The organism is Arthrospira sp. PCC 8006 (genome assembly GCF_046480465.1).
Classification (GTDB): domain Bacteria; phylum Cyanobacteriota; class Cyanobacteriia; order Cyanobacteriales; family Microcoleaceae; genus Limnospira; species Limnospira platensis.
This window is the reverse complement of the sequence record NZ_PKGG01000044.1, coordinates 1-20,893: the sequence shown is the minus strand read 5'-3', so window position 1 is coordinate 20,893 and position 20,893 is coordinate 1. Positions and strand designations below refer to the sequence as shown.

12 protein-coding genes and 2 pseudogenes are annotated in these 20,893 nt (G+C 43.9%); 7 read left to right on the top strand and 7 right to left on the bottom strand.

Features of this window, described 5'->3' with window-relative positions; translation table 11 throughout:
- Positions 1-3: 3 nt before the first annotated feature.
- From psbV2 to B9T16_RS09175, 5 genes and pseudogenes are all read right to left on the bottom strand, one after another.
- Positions 4-492 (bottom strand): photosystem II cytochrome PsbV2, encoded by a 489-nt coding sequence (gene psbV2, locus B9T16_RS09195; RefSeq protein ID WP_006616773.1) that lies wholly within the window; start codon positions 490-492, stop codon positions 4-6.
- A 190-nt stretch (positions 493-682) separates the two neighbouring features.
- A complete protein-coding gene (gene psbV / locus B9T16_RS09190; protein WP_006616772.1) occupies positions 683-1,174 on the bottom strand; it encodes a photosystem II cytochrome c-550 in 492 nt (163 codons plus the stop codon).
- Positions 1,175-1,484: 310 nt separating this feature from the next.
- On the bottom strand, positions 1,485-2,438 hold the full coding sequence (gene accD, locus B9T16_RS09185) for an acetyl-CoA carboxylase, carboxyltransferase subunit beta (RefSeq protein WP_006616771.1): 954 nt from the start codon (positions 2,436-2,438) through the stop codon (positions 1,485-1,487).
- 53 nt (positions 2,439-2,491) lie between these two features.
- Complete coding sequence (locus tag B9T16_RS09180; RefSeq protein WP_410244602.1) at positions 2,492-3,601, bottom strand: RNA-guided endonuclease InsQ/TnpB family protein; 1,110 nt, start codon at positions 3,599-3,601, stop codon at positions 2,492-2,494.
- Positions 3,567-4,169 (bottom strand): annotated as a pseudogene (locus B9T16_RS09175) (IS607 family transposase); the annotation flags it as partial. The pseudogene B9T16_RS09175 and the gene B9T16_RS09180, both read right to left, overlap by 35 nt.
- A 77-nt stretch (positions 4,170-4,246) precedes the next feature.
- Between B9T16_RS09175 and B9T16_RS09170 the strand changes: the two are divergent.
- The 5 genes from B9T16_RS09170 to B9T16_RS09150 all read left to right on the top strand — a co-directional run bounded on the left by B9T16_RS09170 (position 4,247) and on the right by B9T16_RS09150 (position 12,015).
- Positions 4,247-4,921, top strand: coding sequence for a HEAT repeat domain-containing protein (locus B9T16_RS09170; protein ID WP_006616170.1), 675 nt, complete (start codon positions 4,247-4,249; stop codon positions 4,919-4,921).
- A gap of 458 nt (positions 4,922-5,379) precedes the next feature.
- On the top strand, positions 5,380-7,005 hold the full coding sequence (locus B9T16_RS09165; protein ID WP_410244595.1) for a protein kinase domain-containing protein: 1,626 nt from the start codon (positions 5,380-5,382) through the stop codon (positions 7,003-7,005).
- A 634-nt stretch (positions 7,006-7,639) separates the two neighbouring features.
- On the top strand, positions 7,640-9,448 hold the full coding sequence (sppA, locus tag B9T16_RS09160) for a signal peptide peptidase SppA (protein ID WP_006619983.1): 1,809 nt from the start codon (positions 7,640-7,642) through the stop codon (positions 9,446-9,448).
- Positions 9,449-9,746: 298 nt separating this feature from the next.
- A complete protein-coding gene (locus tag B9T16_RS09155; RefSeq protein WP_006619982.1) occupies positions 9,747-10,058 on the top strand; it encodes an RNA recognition motif domain-containing protein in 312 nt (103 codons plus the stop codon).
- Between the two features lie 265 nt (positions 10,059-10,323).
- Positions 10,324-12,015, top strand: coding sequence for a hypothetical protein (locus B9T16_RS09150; protein WP_410244594.1), 1,692 nt, complete (start codon positions 10,324-10,326; stop codon positions 12,013-12,015).
- Positions 12,016-12,143: 128 nt separating this feature from the next.
- On the opposite strand, the gene B9T16_RS09145 is transcribed toward B9T16_RS09150, so the two are convergent.
- Entirely contained in the window at positions 12,144-12,437 is a 294-nt protein-coding gene (locus B9T16_RS09145) for a hypothetical protein (RefSeq protein ID WP_410244593.1), read from the bottom strand.
- Positions 12,438-12,620: 183 nt separating this feature from the next.
- Here B9T16_RS09145 and B9T16_RS09140 point away from each other — a divergent pair, with 183 nt between their 5' ends.
- Both B9T16_RS09140 and B9T16_RS09135 read left to right on the top strand, forming a co-directional pair.
- Positions 12,621-15,371, top strand: coding sequence for a tetratricopeptide repeat protein (locus B9T16_RS09140; RefSeq protein WP_410244592.1), 2,751 nt, complete (start codon positions 12,621-12,623; stop codon positions 15,369-15,371).
- A gap of 59 nt (positions 15,372-15,430) precedes the next feature.
- Positions 15,431-20,212, top strand: a complete 4,782-nt coding sequence (locus B9T16_RS09135; RefSeq protein ID WP_410244591.1) for a tetratricopeptide repeat protein — start codon at positions 15,431-15,433, stop codon at positions 20,210-20,212.
- A gap of 100 nt (positions 20,213-20,312) precedes the next feature.
- Here B9T16_RS09135 and B9T16_RS09130 read toward each other — a convergent pair.
- Positions 20,313-20,893 (bottom strand): annotated as a pseudogene (locus B9T16_RS09130) (hypothetical protein); the annotation flags it as partial.

Sequence of the window (20,893 nt, the reverse complement as noted above, 5' to 3'; positions counted from 1 at the left end):
TTTTTAGTTTTTAGCCCAACCAGGTGCTTTAATGGCTGATTGTAAGATAAAAGCCGCTAAGTTATCAATTTCTGCATCCGAAAGCCAATTTTCGGGAATTTCCCGACACCAGTAGTTAGTATCACTACCATCATAGCTGACGGGATGCCTCATATAAGCCACTAAATCTTTGATAGTATCCCTCGGAGGTGTGGCTCCTTTCAGGTCTTCCAGAGACAGGGAAACCGTCGGATAAGGAATAGTTACACCACCAGCGTGACAGTTTAAACAACTATCAGTAAACAACACTTTTCCCGCTGATAGATCTTCTACAGAAAAGGTCTGGGTTCCCCCTTGGCGATCGCTCTGTATTTCCACAGGTTCATCAGTCAGATATCTTAACACATAAGGGTCAACATTTTGAGCTTGAACCGGGAAACTAAAAATCAGCCATCCTACTATATTGGTGATAAATAAGAGCAGTAGAGAGCGCAAAAAACGGTTACGAAACATGGAAATTTGAGGTATTTAATATCAGCAGTTAAATCGGAGACTTTAGATTTTAGCTCCGCTGATTATCCTAGATAATTCGCGGACTTTAGTGGTTACAATTTCAGAGTATTTAGTAACCCTTCTTAGTAGCCACCAAAAACCAAAACCTAAAGTCAGAAATCTAGTTAGGTCAATCTTTCAATCTGAAAGATTAACGGAGGTATTTACCACCACCCCACTGTTCACCGCGAACCTTGGGTTGTAAGAGAATGTAACCCGCTACATTATACAGATCATCTTCGGAGATGTTTCTCATCTTGGGAAAAATGTCTGAACTTTTCAAGCTAGGATGCAGTTCGGATATCTCGACGAAGCCATCATAGGTGGTGGGATTTTTGATATAATCAACCAAGGCTGCAATGTTATCGCGGGGGGGAGTAGCCAAAGCCAGGGCTTCAGGACTCAAGTTAACATCAGGGTTGGTTTTAGTCACACCCAGCGCATGACACTGAGCGCAGGCGGCGTTAAATACTTGTTGGCCTTTTTTGATTTCTTTGAGACTCAAGACAGCAGTATCGCCTTGAGCATTGATGGGAAAGGTTCTCAATTCTTCAGTCAATTCCAAAGCGTTTGCATTACCCACCCACATTTGAAAGGTGAAGAATACAGTGGCAACAGCCAACCAAATGTACCTTTTTAGCATGGTTCTCCTTAACTTTTAGATGATTATAGAACGCACTACAGCAACAACTCAATCGGCAATCTTGAGCAGTTGTGATCCTGGTTTTTAGCGATTCTGTCTCAGAAGTCTGATCTCAATAGTCCTGTGTTAAATGATCTTTGTCAATCGTTGGATCTACTATCTGATTAAGCACTTGTGCGATCGCCAAATGGTAGTCCGAGGCCATTTGGGCCCTAGACAAATGAGCAAAAACCGATGACAATTAGTCAAAACCGGCATCACCCACCAATTATATGCAGTAGTGGGTACTATCAAATCACTGATTTAGAGATTATCGATGCTGTTGGGTTTCCTCAGAACGATGGACATGGCTGAGGGACTTAGGGTTAGAGTCCGACAATTTTACAAAAGGTCTTCCGGTAGGCTGTGGTGGTCGGTGCAGCTTAATCAATTGGGTGAGGGTTTTTTTAAGCTGAGTGCGAGGGACGATCGCATCAATAAACCCATGAGCCATCAGATATTCAGAAGTTTGAAAATCATCAGGTAGTTTTTCTCGCAAGGTTTGCTCAATCACCCGACGACCCGCAAAACCAATAGTTGCCTGGGGTTCAGCTAGAATCAGATCACCGAGCATCGCAAAACTAGCCGTCACCCCTCCAGTAGTAGGATTTGTCAGTACAGGGATATACAAAAGTTTTTGCTCTCGATGTCGTTCCAAAGCTGCCGAGATTTTGGCCATTTGCATCAGGCTTAACATTCCCTCCTGCATTCTAGCCCCCCCGGAAGCACAGATAATCACTACCGGGTATTGATGCTCAGTCCCATATTCGATCATCCGGGTGAGTTTTTCTCCCACCACCGAACCCATACTACCCCCCATAAATTGAAAATCCATCACCCCAAGGGCGATCGATTCCCCATTCAATAAACCCGTCCCCGTTTGGACAGCATCAATTTGACCTGTTTTCTCCCGGTATTCTCGCAGACGATCGCTGTAGGGTTTGCGATCGCGAAAATTCAGGGGATCTACTGAACACAGATTAGCAGCAATGGGCTGCCAGGTATTTTCATCAATCAGTTGTTTAATGCGATCGTCACTGTAGACCCTCATGTGATGGTCACATTGCAGACACACCATAAGATTCGCCTGTAAGTCTTTGGTGTAAGTTAATGCACCGCATTTTTCACATTTGACCCACAAACCATCGGCAATTTCTCGCTCTTGGCGTTCGGGACTAATGGGAACTGATTTTTGTCGATTTGCAAACCAGTCAAATAGAGACATTAATTAAAATACGTTCTGATGTTTGATTGAGGAGATTATTGAGCCTGATACATTTACGCGACATTTATCCGGCTATTGCCTGACAATGCTACGATAGCACTATTACCCGTTAAGGTAACAGAGGCGGTATCCCGCAAAGCTTTTAGAAAGATTCCAAAAGCACCGTTCCAGTCCCTGGGTAGAGTGAACCCACACTCAGGACATCGGAACACTTTTGAGCCACCTAGCTGGGAATGGACATGACCACAGTGAGTACAGGTTTTGCTGGTGTATTCTTCCGTCACATCTACAACTGTGGTTCGAGTTATCTCGGCTTGATGTCTCAGGGTTAGTTTGAATCGATAATGCGCCCATGTCAGCATGGCGCGGGCAGTCTTGGATTTGATTTTCCGCTTGGCTTTGGCAACCATGTTGGAAGTCTCGAAGGTSGGCAGAAAAATTATGCTGTAGTYRTKAGTCAAGTAGTGAGCAATTTGTTTGTGGGCTTCATCAACTAGATTGCGGATTTTGGTTCTCATTCGTTGAGCCGCTTGCCTCATCCGTCGCCTTCTTGAACGACAGGGTTCCTTGGCGATTCGGCTCATCAAATCATCCAAATGTTGACATAGCCTAGTAATGCGTCCAATATCCCCGGAGCCCAATTCCAGAAACCGAGAGCCATCAAACCCGGTCATAAAAGTTCGGACACCTGGGTCTAATGCAATTACGCCATTCGCTTCAGTTGGGTTAACGGCAACTGGTTCAGGGAAAATCGCCAACCATCGACCTTTGGTAAACACCAACTGAGTCCCTTGCCCGCAAGTTTTAGGGATAGCTTCGGAAACCATGAAAGTTAATCCTTTCGTGAGTCTTGGATACCAACTCCCTGAAGAGAAATTAGTATTATTGAACTTCATCCCTTGAGAGCTGTCACGACAACTTCTAAACCTTGCATCAGGACTGGCGGTCAAAGCCTGATAGGCATCAAAGATGGCATTTTGCCGAATRTGGCAGGGTGTTTCTTTGACCCATTCGGGTAAGTCACTCTGCATCACTTCGTTGCGTAATTTCAGTTTGCTTAGTCGTTTACCACTCCGGGATAATGCAATTGCTTGGTTGTAGCAATACCGACAAGCRGCCAGCCATTTGCGCCAGACTTGATTTAGCTCGGGGCTGGGGTAAATCCGGATCTTCTTTGACCTGAGTTTTGTATTKACTCCGTCCGTATAATCGGGAACTGAAGCAGTCGAGGATGGCGAGAATGTCCTCAACCATTTCTGGTTCTCGACTGAGACTTGTCTCGTTGAGAACCATGAGTGAGCACCTGTTTTGCTCACAGAGCCATCGAAACAAGTCAAATCCCCATCTGGCCAATCGGTCTGGGTGGGCAACGACAACCATGCCGACATCTCCTGACAAGACTTGTCCCAGTCAGGCCAGCATTTTCTTTCCCTTGAAGTTGAGCCCGCCTCCGATTTCGGAGACGACTTCTGCTTCGGGGTAGAGGTTGGACAGTGCGGCCACCTGTCGSTTGAGGTCGGACTGCTGGGCGCGGCTACTARCTCKGGCATAGATAACGACTTTGCGTTTGTCACTGCGTGATGKCATCAGANNATATGACTCAACGTTGTATCGTCGTTGCCCAGCGGGGGTTCTGATGGTCTCGATTGAGCCATTTTCGTCCCATCTGCGGAGTGTTCTTTCATGGACTCCAAGGATTTGGGCCGCAGGCCCCGCTGATTGATTGTTCAGGCGGGGCTTTTTCTTGTTCAAAGTTTTAAGATAGGATAGAAAAAATTCCCCATGTAAAGTTTTAATAAGTTGCTCTCATGAGTGTAATTATTCCCCTAGACCAAATTTCCCGTAAGTTAGACAGCGATAATACCCGCGATCGGATGTTAGCTTTAGCTTCCTTGCGCGAGGTATCCCCAGAGCAAGCTGTTCCCCTAATTAAGAAGGTTCTCTTTGATAAAAGCCTACAAATTCGGTCAATGGCTGTTTTCGCCCTAGGGATTAAACAAACTGACGAATGTTATCCGATTCTGGTAAAATTATTAGAAACCGACCCCGACTATGGCATTCGCGCTGATGCTGCCGGGGCTTTGGGGTATTTGGGGGACTCTAGGGCTGTTGAACCCCTCATGCGCGCTTTTTATGAGGATACCGACTGGCTAGTGCGTTTTAGTGCTGCTGTCTCTCTCGGCAATTTGAAGGATATCCGCGCCCGTGACGTTTTGATGTCTGCCCTTAATAGTGATATGGTGATTTTGCAACAGGCGGCGATCGCTGCTTTAGGTGAAATTCACGACCTCGAAGCTATAGACCATATCCTCAAGTTTGCTCAGTCTGATGATTGGTTAATTCGCCAGCGTCTAGCCGAAGCTCTGGGAAATTTACCTAGCCCTAAGAGCTTATCAGCCCTTAAATATTTGGCTAAAGACAGTCATCATCAAGTGGCTGAGGCGGCTATGATTTCTATTGACCGCCTAACAGAGTCATTATAGACCGTTACAACTGGGTTTCTTTTACCTGGAAACCCCGTTTCTTTATTGTTGATGTGTTGACTAAAAAATCAAGCAATAAGACATAGTACCCCCACGACACTATCATAGGCGATCGCTCTTGATTTGTCAACCGTTTCCGTGGCTGGCGGCGGCGTTTTTTCTGTGTTGAATAAAAAATCAAACAATGATGTGATTAAGTGTGGTTTCTTTGATGGGCTTTGGTTGCTTATCAAAAATTTCTGTAGAAACCTGGTTTCTTTGTTAGCTGGCTGTTGATATATTGAATAAAAAATCAAGTTAGTAGATATGTTAAGCCCATGAAATTATCATAGGCGATCGTTTCATGCTCTTCTAGACCTATTTTAATAACTGATCTATAATGAAGAAGTTGAGCTGTAGCAACATCTGATAAGTAAGCTTTGCTACAGCAGATAGTTTAATCTTCGTGCCATCAGACCATGAACACCATCTACTGTCTGAACCCAGGCTGTCTCCACCCTAACCCCAGTCATTTCCAATATTGCCATAGATGTGGTAATAGGTTAATCCTGAAAGAAAGGTATATACCACGCTCAATTTTAGGTCAAGGTAGTTTCTGTCGCACATTCTTAGCTAATGATACAGATAAGCCTTCTCAACCCTTCTGTGTGATTAAACAGTTTTTACCTCAAGCCCAAGGAACAGATACTATTGAAAACGCATCCCAGTTATTTGCACAGGAAGCAGAAAGGCTTGAGGAGTTGGGCAAGCATTCTCAAATACCTGATTTAATCGCTTATTTTATAGTCAATAATCGACAATATTTGATTCAAGAATTTGTCAACGGTGATACCCTAAAAGAGGAGCTTGACCAGAATGGTACTTTCTCAGAACCACAGATTAGAGAAATTCTACTAGAGGTATTAGAAATTTTGGATTTTGTGCATAGTAAGCAGGTAATCCATAGAGATATTAATCCAGAAAACATGATCATAAGTACAGTTGACAATAAGCTGTTTATCGTAGATTTTGGCTCTGCCAAAGTAGTCAAAAAGCCACATATTAATGTTGACGGAACTATAATAGGTTCAGCCGAATATTGTGCACCAGAACAGTCCTTGGGAAAACCTTTATTGGTGAGCGATTTATACGGTTTAGGTGTAACTTGTATGCACTTACTCACAGGAGTCAGTCCATTTGATTTATATGATACTATTAATAATCGGTGGATATGGCGAGATTATCTGAATGGGAAAGTGGTTAGTGAGGAATTAGGCAATATTATTGACAAGTTAGCTCATCAAATGCCTAAACATCGTTATCAATCAGCTCAAGAGGTTATTAATGCTCTCAATCCTTCTGTTCTTGAAATAGTTACACCAAAACCTCCTCCAGTTTCTACTCAATTGTCTGTTAATAATGAAACCATATCTAATATTTATGATCATCCAATACCTGTTAACTTTGCTATAGCATCTTCAGAGCCAACTTTACCAAAAATCAACTTTTCTGGGGAATCTAAGCTAGTACCTGAGTCGTCCCCACAGATAGCACAAAAACAAAAAGCGTCAACAGCCATATCTCCCTGGAAAAGTTTTTGGCAAAATGCCGGCCTAGTTATTTGCTTGGTTGGTATAGCTGTTGTAGGAGTAAATACATTTAGGGATAATTCAACAACAGAGCCTACTGCAAGGTCAGATACTTCCTCTCAGTACAACCGCCCTCTTGAAATTGATATCAATGATGCTACTGTCTACTATAGTCGGGGTCTTACTCACCGCCGCCAGGGAAATTATGAAGCAGCCATAGCCGACTACAACCGCGCTATTGAAATTAACCCGAATTATGCTCTAGCCTACAACGGTCGGGGTATTACTCACCGGAGCCAGGGAAATTATGAAGCAGCCATAGCCGACTACAACCGCGCTATTGAAATTAACCCGAATTATGCTCTAGCCTACAAAAATCGCGGTGATGCTTACAAGGTTTTAGGAGAAAAGCAAAAAGCCGGTTCCGACTGGCAAACCGCTGCTAACCTCTATCGAAAACAGGACAATAATGCCGGATATCAAGGAGCTATGAACAGCCTGAGAAGCTTGCAGTAGGCTGAGAAACTAGGTTTCTTTGAGGGGCTTTGGTCAAATCCATGAATCACAAAAAGTGTATTTTGTCAAGGGGCGGATTTTCCATGGCCACAATTTTCGCCAAAATTGGTGCATCGCCAAAGTCAAAATTTACCCCATTACCGCCCAAGTGCCACCATAGAATCAGGCTTACAGAGGATATTTTGGTGAGTTGACAAAACCCCAGTGGATTTTTATTTTTTCAAATTTACCACAACCCCCATTCTGTCGTCAATTATTTGAGAATAAGTAGCAATAAAAATGTAATGAATATTTACAATTTTTTAAATATTAAAATTATTCTCCTAAAAACATTAAATTAACTTATGTTTGCCGGGGTTTGGGGAGGCAGGGGGTTGACAATTTCGGTAAAATCTTTATATGCTTATTATAAAAGTGAGATATTGCTAACAAAATTTTGACAGCATATGAAAAAATATAACACATACATTTGAGTATATCAGCAAAAATAGGATAATGTCAACCCCTAAGCTAAAAATTGATATGGAAGTGTTTTGAGTCGATGGTGGCTGATCCAATATAAACTGTGGTATTTTGTTATGATTAACCCCAATGCAGCCAGAGCAAACCGTCCCCGGCTGGGTAAGAGCTAGTCATGAAAGAGTTTCTGAAATATACCCTAGCCAGTGTAGTTGGCAATTTACTGGGACTGTTCCTAGTCATCACATTTGGCATGGGGGGAATCGCGTTTTTAGTAGTAGTTAGTGCTTCGAGGGGTACACAAACAACCCTAAGAGATAAATCAGTATTGGTGCTAGACCTGTCTGTGGGTATAGCGGACACAGCACCGCCGCCAACACCATCGATCGCCATAGGACAGACCCTGAGAGAAGATCGGGCTAGGTTCTTGCCATTGCGGGTAGTCCTAGAAACTATTGAGCGGGCGAGTAAGGATGATAAAATTGTCGGGCTGTATCTGCAAGGCAGTAGTGGTACAACTCCCACAGGGTTTGGGAATTTAAAGGAAGTCCGTCGGGCTTTGGAAGGGTTTAAAGAGAGCGGTAAAACTATTATTGCTTATGATACTGACTGGACCGAGCGTGAATATTACCTGGGTTCAGTAGCTGATCAAATCATTATCCACCCCATGGGTACGGTGGAGATGAGCGGGTTTAGTTCTCAAAGCGTCTTTTTGGCGGGAGCCTTGGAACGGTTCGGGATTGGGGTACAGGTGACGCGGGTTGGTCAATATAAGTCTGCTGTTGAACCTTTTTTGCGCCAAGAGATGAGCCCGGAAAATAGACAGCAAATGCAGCAGTTATTGGGAGATTTGTGGGGTGAGTTTACCGGGGCGATCGCATCTAGTCGCAGTCTGACTACAGCACAGTTGCAGCAAATTGTGAATCAGGACGGATTTTTAATGGCTGCAGATGCGAAGGATCGCGAAATGGTTGATCATATCGCCCATAGAGATGAAGTGGCCGCTAAACTGCGCGAATTGACCGAAGAAAAGGAGGAGGGAAGACAACCTTTTCGACGGGTGGGGATCCAGGAATATTCGAGAACTCCTCAAGTTAAGGGAAGTTGGGCTGGTAATCCCAACAGTCGCAATATCATTGCTGTAGTCTACGCTGATGGTGAAATTGTCGATGGTCGCGGGGGGATTGGTCAAGTTGGCGGCGATCGCTTTAGCGAAGAGTTACGCAGGCTACGGGATAATGATCGGGTCAAAGGAATTGTCCTGCGGGTCAATAGTCCCGGTGGTAGCGCTACCGCTTCCGAGGTCATCGCACGAGAAGTACAATTGACCAGAGAGGAAAAACCCATTATAGTTTCTATGGGGAATGCCGCCGCTTCCGGTGGTTATTGGATTGCTATGGGGAGCGATCGCATTTTCGCTGAACCCACTACGGTCACTGGTTCCATTGGTGTATTTGGACTGCTGTTTAATGCTCAGGATATTGCTAACCAGAATGGCATTACCTGGGATGGTGTGAAAACCGGACCCTTTGCTGATCTTAATTCTATCTCCCGTCCCAAAACAGACCAGGAACTACAGAAGGTTCAGCAGATGGTTGATTTCATTTATCAGCGGTTTGTCTCTTCCGTCGCCCAATTGAGAGATTTACCACAAGAGGAAGTTTTGGAAATGTCTCAGGGTCGGGTTTGGTCGGGGGTACAAGCTGAAGCCTTGGGGTTAGTTGATCAGTTGGGGGGTTTACAAGATGCGATCGCTGCTGTAGCCGAAAAAGCCGAACTGGGTGATGATTGGAAACTCGCCGAATATCCCAGAATTCCTAGTTTTGAGGAACGTTTGCTAGAAAGCCTGCGAACCGAAGCCACCCAAGCAGACCCTCTGACCAGGGAACTGCTCCAACTCTATCATGAGTTATCCGTGCTTAGGCATCTCAATGATCCTAGGGGAATATATACCCGGTTACCCTTTAACTTACAGATTGATTAGATCCAACCCAATGATCGTGGTGTGGGGCGGGTTGACGACAATTCCGGTGGAGAAATTTAATTGACTGCGGAGGCGCGCCCCTACTAGGATATGCCGACCAAATCTTAAATTTTTCTAAAAAAGTAATAATACCTATTCCCAAATAATCAGTTAAGGTGCTAGACTCTAGTCAATGGAGAATTAAGTATCGGTTGTAGTATTTTTGTTTCAAGTATCAACGAGTTTTTCACGTTCAATGCTGGCAAGTTTCTCTCCGAGAACCTCACTCCCTACGAAACTCTGGTTTTGGAGATAATTTATGTCGATTTACGTTGGTAACCTGTCCTATGAGGTTACAGAAGATGATCTAACTGCTGTGTTCGCAGAGTATGGATCAGTTAAGCGTGTCAAACTACCCACGGACCGAGAAACCGGACGTATGCGTGGTTTTGGCTTCGTAGAAATGGACACAGAAGCTGAAGAACAATCAGCCATTGATGCTCTTGATGGTGCTGAGTGGTGCGGTCGTGATCTGAGAGTCAATAAAGCCAAGCCTCGCGAAAATAGTGGCTCCTTTGGCGGCGGCGGCGGCGGTCGTCGTGGTGGCGGCGGTTACTCTCGTCGGTCCTAAGGGTCTCACTTCCTCACTTCTTTTAATAAGTCTTACAGCTTATCTAGCAATTTCGCGTTTCAGCTTAATAATTGTTAAGAGTTAGTGCTGTGCAGTCGTGCGCTGTCAACATTGTGTTGAAGGCTTTGAGAGATACCTTTCCACGTCTGGGGTAACTGAATTATTCCAGATTGTGCAATACTCAGAAACTTTCTGAATTACTAAATTACTAAGTTAATCAAAACCCCTCATTGTTGTAGGGGTCTTTTTTTGTTTCCATGGAAATATGAAAAAATATACAACATCCCAGACCCTATTTTGGCTTTTCCTCAGCATGAGTTTAGCCAGCATTTACGGTATTCTATCGCTAAAACAAGCCTTTGCGGAACCCAATTTAGTCCATAATGACGCAAGACAGCACATTTTTTGGATGTTGCGGTTCATTGACCCAGACCTGTTTCCCAATGATTTAATAGCCGATTATTTTCAATCTGTAGCTCCCCGGGGATATACTATAGTTTATAAACTAGGTATTATCTTAGGAATAAACCCCTTTGATTTAGCTAAAATTATCCCCCCAATTTTAGGATTATTTGTTACTTATTATTTTTTCAGGTTATGTCTTGAGATTTTACCAATTCCAGCCACAGGATTTATCGGCTGTTTAATCATCAATCAAGCCTTATGGTTAAAAGACGATTTAGCATCAGGAACACCCAGAGCATTTATTAACCCGATTTTCATCGCCTTTTTATACTATCTAGTTAGACATTCTCGGCTGGGTGTTTGTGTCACAGTAGCAGCTATTGGCTTATTTTATCCTCAGTATGTTTTCATTGCTGCTATAATGCTGATATTGAGAGTTATTAATTGGCAAAATCGCAGCTTTAAGCTAACCCAAAATAACCGCGATTATCAAATTTTAGCTTGGGGTTTATTGGTCGCGTTCATAGTATTACTTCCATATATTATCACCTCCTCAGAATTTGGTCCGACCATTACTCGCGCCGAAGCCATGAATTCTCCCGAATTTTTCGAGGGGGGACGGAGCAGGTTTTTTCACGATAATTTTATGGATATTTGGTTCACCGGAAGACGTAGCGGAATGTTTCACAGTTCCCTATTTACCCCCGCTACTCAATGTGTGGCTTTATTACTGCCATTTTTACTAATATTTCCGAGACAGTTTCCCCTAGGGAGATATATTACACCCCAGGTTTGGGTATTATTGCAATTATTCATATCATCGGTTTTGATGTTTTTTGCATCCCATGCACTTTTGTTTAGGCTACACCTTCCCGGTCGATATACTGAGTTCAGTTTTCGGATTATTATTGCGCTTTTAACAGCCATATCTTTGACTTTAATATGGGATACACTCCTGAGAGTCTTTAAACATAACTACTGCTATATATTTTATCGATATTTGGCGGGGAGTCTTATGGCTATTATGGTGGGAATTGTCCTATTATATCCGGCTTTCGTGCCTTATTTTCCATTGGTGAGATATGAAAAAGGTAGAATGACAGAAGTTTATGATTTCTTCCAACAGCAACCCCCAGATATTGTCATAGCTTCTCTGTCAGCAGAGGCTGACCAACTGCCAACTTTTGCTCAAAGAACTGTTTTGATGGCGCGAGAATATGCTATCCCTTATCACTTGGGTTATTATAATCAAATTTTGGCGAGAACTTTGGATATGATTAATGCTCACTATACGGATGATTGGCAGACACTTCAGGATTTCATTAATCAATATAATGTGGATTTTTGGCTGATTGACCCGGCGGCTTTTTCGCCTGAATATATTAAAAATAATCACTGGATGCTGATTTTTTCGGAAGGTCAAAAAGCCTTAAATTTACTGGAAAATAATTCACAATTTGCTTTATATCAAAAGGTTAATATATGCAGGGTTTTTGAGCAGCCTAATTGGTGGATTGTTGATACAAAATGTATTTTAAATAACCCAGGATGATGAGTTGATAATGTTTTGATTGCCGTTTCAGTAATCATGCCATAAGCCTGCGAAGTACCTCTCCCCGGTGAGAGGAATTTAGGGGGTGGGTAATGTTTAGTGCGATGGCTGCTTGGGGTTATTGTGAATTACTCAGAACGTAAATCTTGAGTAATCCGATCGCAGTTTAATTGCTCTAAATCCTCTGGTGGAATATCCCATTGGGTGGCGGCATTTTGGCGCATTATACCTACCAGACTATCAGCTTGTTCGGGAGTTAAAATACCCTCTTGTTGAGCAGTTTCTGCGGTGATACATATACCCAACAAAACCCCAGCAGCCGCACCGCCAATACCTCCGATCGCCGTACCTCCAACAAAGCCAATACCACCACTAAATAAGGCAGTAGCAACGGCAATTAAGACGACATGAATAGTTTTCATGATCAGTCCTCACTAACAATCATCAAAATTTAGCAATATTCTCAGCAAATATCAATCAATATTATATGGACATCCAAACGATGATGGATCAAAGTTGAGTAAATGGGCAGGGGAGGACTATAATTTTTGGGTAAGATAGCGCTAGACCTGTTGTAGACTGCGACAGGGAAACCGGGAGTGGGAATGAGTGTTGAAGAGTTGTTGAAGTTGGCACAGGATAATTTAAGCCAAGGAAACCAAGATCGGGCTTTTGCTATTTGTCGAGAAATTATCAGCCAACAGCCTAATTGTGCCATTGCTTATCAACTACTAGGCAATATTCAAGAAGATTATGGCCAATTAATCGCGGCTATGTCGGCTTATACAAAAGCCTTTGAACTTGCACCTAACCAAGCCATTAGCTATGCTTACCTTGCCCAAGTATATCGGAATATGGGCTGGTTTGATGAAGCTATCTCATTTTACCAACAGGCGATCGACCTCTCTCCTAATTGGGCAGATTTACACTATCATTTAGGGAGTGCTTTGCATTGGCAGGGTAATATTGAAGGGGCTATTGGCTGTTACCAAAAAGCGATCGCCTTAAACCCTAAGCTAGGTGAGGCTTATTTAGATATGGCGCTGCGGTTAAATGAGCAGGGGGACATTAACACAGGGATTAAAGTTTTACAAGAAGGCCGAATTAACTGCCCTAATTTTAAGGAAATTTTCAACACTCTGGGATATTTGCAATTACAGCAAAATCAGATAGATGAGGCGATCGCCATCTTTCAAGAAGCCCTAAGTATTGACCCGACCGACCCATTAGTATATAATAATTTGGGTTGGGCTTTCGCTCGCCAAGGAAAGCTGAGTGAAGCGATCGCCGCTTACCATAAGGCAATTAGCCTGAAACCAGATTTAGCTATTGCTTACAGTAATTTGGGTAAGTTGTGGCAGCACAAAAATAACCACCGACAAGCAATCACTTATTTTCAAAAAGCGATCGCCATTGAACCGGATAATATCATGTTCTATAGCGACTGTGGGAATTCTTGCCTAATCATAGGTTGCCTATCTCAAGCCATGGCTTGTTTCCAGAAAGCGATCGCCATTGACCCCAAATTTGTGCAGGGTTATATCCAACGCTTTAATCGGGATGTTATCCTAGAAACAGGTTCAGATGAACTACTACAGGCACAAATAGCCTGCGCCCAGTTTTTGGAAGCTCTGCAAAAATCCGATTTGGAATTGGGGAACTCTGAGAACTCCCAGGAGTCTGATCATAGTGTAACTGAGGTGCCAGATGCGGTTTATAACTACCTAGAAGCTACCTATAGTCATTTGGGTAATACCCTAAATCAATATGGTGAGTGGGATGCAGCAATTAGGTATTATCAACGAGCATTAAGGATTAAACCTCAGAAAATACAAACTTACCTGGATTTAGCATCCTGTCTAGCTAAACAGGGAAGGTTGCAGGGGGCAATAACAGTTTGCCATACTGCCGGGGTGATTGAATACTCCCCAGAAGTCTATTGGCTTTTGGGGAGTTTACTTGAGTTACAGGGACGGTGGGAAGTGGCGATCGCTTATTATTCAAAAGTCTTACAAAACGGAGGAACAGCAGAGAATTTGACTACTGTTTCGCAGGAGTGGCGGGATAGCGGAACTATATCGACCGGAGAAATTCCCCGACCACAACAGCCACCCCAAGGAGTTTATCAGAAAACCCAGGCATGGCTACAGGCGAATAATATAGACACCAGCCACTATATCCCGATTCCAACGGTAGGACAACAGCTACCCCCAACAGAGTTAGACTTAGACAATGTAGGGGGAGAGTGCGGCGGTTTAGATTGTAGCCCTTGTCGAGAGCGAATTTTTGCGGGATTTGAGGTGAGCAATTTAGGTTATGGTATTGAGAGGCGAGTGGCAGATGCCAAGACTGTAGAGGTTCCCTTTGAAACCTTTGTGGCAAGTATTCCCCAGGGACGGTGTTGGATTGTCCCCCAAGAAAATAACTGGAAAGTCTGTCGGGCGATCGCTACCATAACACCGGATAATCAACTGTTAGCGGACCTGTCACGGGAATATCCCGCCCCCCTTCCGGGTTGTACTAACTATAATCCCGAAAAACATTGGATTTTTCGCCAAACTAAACTTTGTCCCCCCCAAAATATTGATGGGACGGTGGCGGTATTATCAGGACTTTCGGGACATATCTATTTTCACTGGATGGTTGATATAATGCCACGGTGGGAATTAATGCGACGGGTGGGGGTAGACTTTAATCAGATAGATGGGTTTGTGGTCAATAGCGCCTTGCTACCGTTTCAGCGGGAAACTTTGCGGCGCTTGGGTATTGCGGAATCGAAAATTATCGAAAGCGATCGCTACCCCCATATTCAGGCGCGACAGTTGCTAGTCCCCTCGTTTGCTTCTCCGACGGGATGGTTGCAACCCTGGGGGGTGGACTTCCTGCGAGGAACTTTTCTCCCGCTGGCGACAGGTGATAATCATGATTACCCTAATCGTATCTATGTTAGTCGTGCCCAGGCTAGACATCGACGGGTTTTGAATGAAGAACAGGTGATGGCGCGCCTGAGTCGGTTGGGGTTTGTGCGGGTGCTACCAGAGAAACTATCATTTTCCCAGCAGGTGGCATTATTCTCACGGGCGGAAATAGTTATCGGTCCCCATGGGAGTGGTTTAACCAATTTGATTTTCTGTCAGCGAGGGGTGAGGGTGATTGAGTTGATCTCCCCCCATTATGACCGCCATTACTATTGGGTGATATCTCAGGCTTTGGGATTAGAGCATTATTYCCTGACTGGGGATGGGTTTTCCTGTTACCCTTTGCGATCGCTAATGTACCAAAATCCCTTAACTGAGGATATCTGGGTCAATATGACCGGGTTGGAGAAGATTTTAGAGAAGTTGGAAATTAGATAAAAAAAATTTTGTGATCCAATCACCATAAACGAGTACAATCGAATCTTGGGAATTAAAAAATGAGTCCGTCTGATCTGAGCCAAACCATGCAAGCTAAAGAGATCCTCCAAAAAAGTGTCCAGTTCCTGCAACAACAAGCCCAAGCATATCTTCAACAAGGACAGGTTGATGATGCTCGTAAGGCTTGTGAACAATTATTGAAAATTCAACCTACCTCGGCGGTGGGGTTTAAGATCCTGGGAGATGTCTCCTTGCGAGGGGGAGATATAGAAACCGCCAAGCAAAACTATACGAAGGCCCTGGAACTACAACCCAACTGGGCTGAAGTTTACGCCAATTTGGGTAGCCTCTATGCGCGATCGCAACAATGGGAACAGGCTAGTGCTGCTTATCAAAAGGCGATCTCGATTAAACCAGAATTTGCTGGGGCTTATCGGAATTTGGCTAAGGTCTGGACTCAACTAAATCGCCCCTTAGATGCTATCCGAACTCAATATAAAGCCTACACCCTAGAACCTCACACTGTCAGCGCTCAAGAACATCTGGCTTTGGGTGATGGTCTGATGCAGCAGGGTATGGCGACGGAAGCACAGGCTTGTTATCAAAATGCGATTAATCTTAATCCGAGTTTGGCGGCGGCTTATCAAAATCTGGGGGAAGCCCTTAAACAACAGGGTAAATTGCCGGAGGCTGCTACCTATTTTCGGAAGGCTATTGAGTTGAATAACCCAACTCCAGCAGTTTCTAACCCGGTGGATACTTTGGCGGCGGCGGTGTCAACTCCTCAAGATACTTTAGCAGCGGCAACTGCTGCGGGGCAGGTTCCTCAGCCTGATGTGTTGGTGGTGGGTCAATCTCCACAAGTTCCTATGGAGACGGGAATGGGGGTTCCTATTAGTCGCCCGGTTAACCCGGAAACGGTTTTACAAGAGGCTAAGGCATTCTGCGCTATTAAAAAATGGGAACAGGCGGTTTCGGCTTGTCAGAAAGCATTGCGACTTGACCGGAATTTGGCGGAAGCCTATAAAATTCAGGGTAATGCTCTGCAAATGTTGGGGGAAATGGAGGCGGCGGTGCGCTCCTACAATAAGGCTCTGGAAGTTAAGCCTCAATTCCCGGAAGTTCATGCGAATTTGGGTAGCTTGTACGCCCAGGAAGATCGCCTGGAAAAGGCGGTTTCCTGTTATCAACAGGCGATCGCTCAAAATCCTAATTTTGCAGGGTTCTATCGGAATTTGGCTAAGGTTTTAGAACGTCTGGGACGAGAGGGAGAAGCCTCTATATGTCTGGAAAAAGCCTATACTTTGGAACCGACTAAGGCTACCCCGGAAGATCATCTGCGTCTGGGAAATACTCGCCTCGGTCAGGGTAAGCTGGATCAGGCTTATGAGAGTTATCAGCGGGCTTTGGAGTTGAATAAACAACTGGCTCCGGCTTATTATGGTATGGGTAAGGTGAAGGCTTCTGGACAGGCTTGGTCAGAGGCGGAGGCGGCTTACCGTCAGGCTATTGAACTTGACCCGAAATCAGGAGTTTTTTACCAGGGTTTGGCTGAGTGTTTGGCTGGTAAACAGGACTTTGATGGGGCGATCGCTCTGTATGGTCAGCTATTACAGCTTAATCCGAATTGGGCGGCGGGATACTACCAAATTGGGGAACTTCGCAACCAACAATGGAATTTGTCGGAGGCGGAGGCGGCTTATCGTAAAGCGCTGGAATTGGACAAAAATCTGGCGGCTGCCTATTATGGGTTGGGTCGGGTATTGCTGCGACAAGAACGTTGGGCTGATGTGATTCCGGTTCTGGGTCAAGCAATGGCTTTGGATGCTTCTGGGGCGGATTTTGAGCTGTGTAAGGGTTTCGCTGATGCTCTGGTACAGACGGGACAGCTAGATGAGGCGATCGCTTTCTATCAAAAAGCTACCGATTTGGCTGCTGATCATGCTGAGGTTTGGCAAAAGTTGGGAGACCTATGGCGGGATAAACAAGCCTTTGATCAGGCTATTGAGGCTTATCAAAAGGCTAATGAGTTAGACCCTAATTTGTTCTGGTCTCACAATGGTTTGGCTGATGTGCTGTTTAAGTTGGAACGCTGGTCGGAAGCGGTTGAGGCTTATCAAAAGGCGATCGCGATTAAGTCGGATTATTCCTGGTCCTATAACAGTTTGGCGGAGGCTCTGGTTAAGTTGGAACGCTGGTCGGAGGCGACTACGGCTTACGGAGAGGCGGCGCGGTTGAATCCAGAGTTCCCCTGGTCTAGTTATAATTTGGGAGAGGTTTCGGTTAGACTTCAAAATTGGGAAGAGGCGGTTAAGGGGTATCGCGCCGCCATGGCTGTACAATCGGATTTACCTGGGATTCAACAAAAACTGGCTGATGCACTGCGAGAACGCGCTAAAGGTGATTTAGATGAGGCTCTGGGGTGTTATCTTCAGGTGATGGAACAAGAACCAGATAATGTGGATACCTATCATAAGGCGATCGAGATTAAGCCTGATGATTCTGAACTATATGTTAAGTTGGCTGATACTCTGGCTCGACAAACTCAGTTGGATGGGGCGATCGTTTTTTACCAAATGGCTCAAGACCTTGACCCTGACAATAGGGCGATCGCTTCTCGCCTACAACAGGTGATTGAAAAAAAAAATGACGGGTTAGAACTATTCATTCCTCAAGAAACTTTCGGGGAAACTCCAATTCTTCCTACTCAGAAAAAATCCCGTCCATCTGAGCAACGGTTTCCCATTGATCAAGAAAGTTATGAACATTGGCTGAGGGAAAATTTGCCTAGACCCGCTGACTTACGGCAAATGTCTCAGGCGGTTAATTATCTCGGATATAAGCCGCTAATTAGTGTGGTTATGCCGGTATATAATACCCCGGAAAAGTTCCTGAAAAAGGCGATCAAATCAGTTACTAACCAAGTTTATCCCTACTGGGAACTGTGTATCGCTGATGATAATTCCAGCGAACCTTGGATTAAACCTCTTCTCAAAGAATATGCCAGAAAAGATAACCGGATTAAAGTTGCTTTTCGCACCGAAAACGGTCACATTTGCGCCGCCTCCAATTCTGCTTTGGAATTAGCCACAGGAGAATATATAGCACTATTAGATCATGATGATGTCATTACCCCAGAAGCACTCTATGAGGTCGCACTGGTACTTAATGAAAATCCCGATGCTGATATGATTTATTCCGATGAGGATAAATTAGACCAATACGGTCAGCGAGTGTTCCCATACTTTAAGCCAGATTGGTGTCCTGACTCATTTTTAGCACGGATGTATACCTGCCATTTAGGAGTATATCGCCGAGAACTGGTTAATCAAGTAGGTAACTTCCGAGTTGGTTATGAAGGTAGTCAGGATTATGACCTAGTTTTGCGAGTAACTGAGAAAACTAATAAGATTTTCCATATCCCCAAAATTCTCTACAGTTGGCGACAGCATAGCGGTTCCACCGCCTACGACCCCAACAGTAAACTCTACGCCTATATAGCAGCAGAAAAAGCCCTAAATGAATCCTTTGCTCGTTGCCAAGAAAAGGCGCGAATCGTTTCCGATCATGAGAATTTCCCCGGTCAATACACTGTTCGCTATCACATCGAAGAACACAAACTTGTGAGTATTATTATCCCGACTCGCAACCTGGGAACCACTCTCAATCATTGCCTACAATCAATTTTTGAAAAAAGCACTTATCCTAACTATGAAGTGGTGGTCATTGACAATGGCAGTGATGAGCAAGAAACTTTCGATATTATCAACGCCTGGAAACAAAAAGAACCCCAACGCTTTAGCTGTTACGAGTTTGATGTACCGTTTAATTACCCCCAAATTAATAACTATGGGGTAACTAAAGCTAGGGGCGATTATTTACTGTTTCTAAATAATGACACAGAGGTATTGACCCCCGACTGGATAGAAGCCATGGTAGAACAGGCTCAACGTTCCTCTATTGGTGCTGTCGGTGCTTTGTTACTCTATCCTGATGATACCATTCAACACGCTGGCGTTGTCCTGGGAATTGGGGGGGTAGCGGGTCACAGCCATAAGGGTTATCAGGCTCATCATTTGGGTTATTATAACCAACTGGTAATGGTTAATAATTACTCCGCCGTGACGGGAGCCTGTTTGATGTGTCGGCGAGAGGTTTTTGACCAGGTTGGTGGGTTAGATGAAGAGTTGGAAGTTGCATTTAATGATGTGGATTTCTGCTTAAAGTTAGTGAGCCGAGGATATCGGAATATTTATCTCCCCTATGTGGTTTTATATCACTACGAGTCTAAGAGTCGTGGTTATGAGGATACGCCGGAAAAAGAAGCTCGGTTTAAACGAGAATGTAAAATCATGAAGCAGCGGTGGAGAGATGTACTCAAGAATGACCCCTGCTATAACCCTAACCTGAGTCGCATACGACAGGACTATGGTATTCGTCTGAGTAATGATGAAAATCAGGTGGTAGCGATATCAATGTCTGAGGATAGGGAGGCGTTTTTAGGATGTGCGATCGACTCACCCAAGCTACACCATCCTTTTAATGAAGAAAATATGCTGATTCAGGGATGGGTGATTGGTAAGCACTCTCCGGCTAAACTAATCAAGTTTATCTGTGGCGATCGTGTCATTGGCGAATCCAAAATGAACCAGGAGCGTGGTGATGTCGCTAAAGTATTTCCAGATGTCCCCCATGCTATTGATAGTGGCTTCGTCAAAACCATTGATGTCAGTGAAACACCCAGTGAAGTAGAAATTTTGATTCTAGCTACCATGGAAGACGGGAATGAGATTCCTTTGTCAACATTACACCTGCGACATGGTAGCTCAGACGATGATTGATATTCTCCTTCTCCCCCTAGACTAACCTAACAGAAATCGTGGGATCTACAATCCCACGATTAGGTATACCCGTATTGCATTTTTCAAGAACTAAACTTCACTATAAATCATCTACAATTGTCATCAGTTTTTGTTGATATTCTTTCAAACTGGTTCTAATAGATTCTAAGTTTGAAAAACTACTCATCTCTGTCTTTTGTGATTGGGCAAACAAATAAGAATCTATCAATCGACTTTTTAATTCTGGAAATAAACTGTAAATATTTGAGTTTGTTATTTCTGATTTCCAGAGAATACATAAAAAATCCATAAATCCTGGTTTGACTTGATAAACATTCGCCTTATAAAAATTAACTATGTTATATTTAATTAGGTCAGATATCATATCATAAAAATGTAAATCTGTGAAAATATTGCAGTGAGTATCAATGTAGACTTCTTTAGATTTTTCGGCAGCCAATATTAGTTGATTAACATCTTTAGGAATGCGAGAAAGTGACTTACTGTTTATTTTGCCAGCCCAAACTTCAGCCGCTTTCACAGGTCTATTGTAGTAGTGAGAGTTAAATACATGACGAAAAGCAGGCTTTTGTAAGTTGTTTAAGTTGTTTTCTAAGATTTCACCCAGGCTTGTCAAGGGTTTCAAACAATCAAAAGTATAACGTTGATCAGGGATAGTTA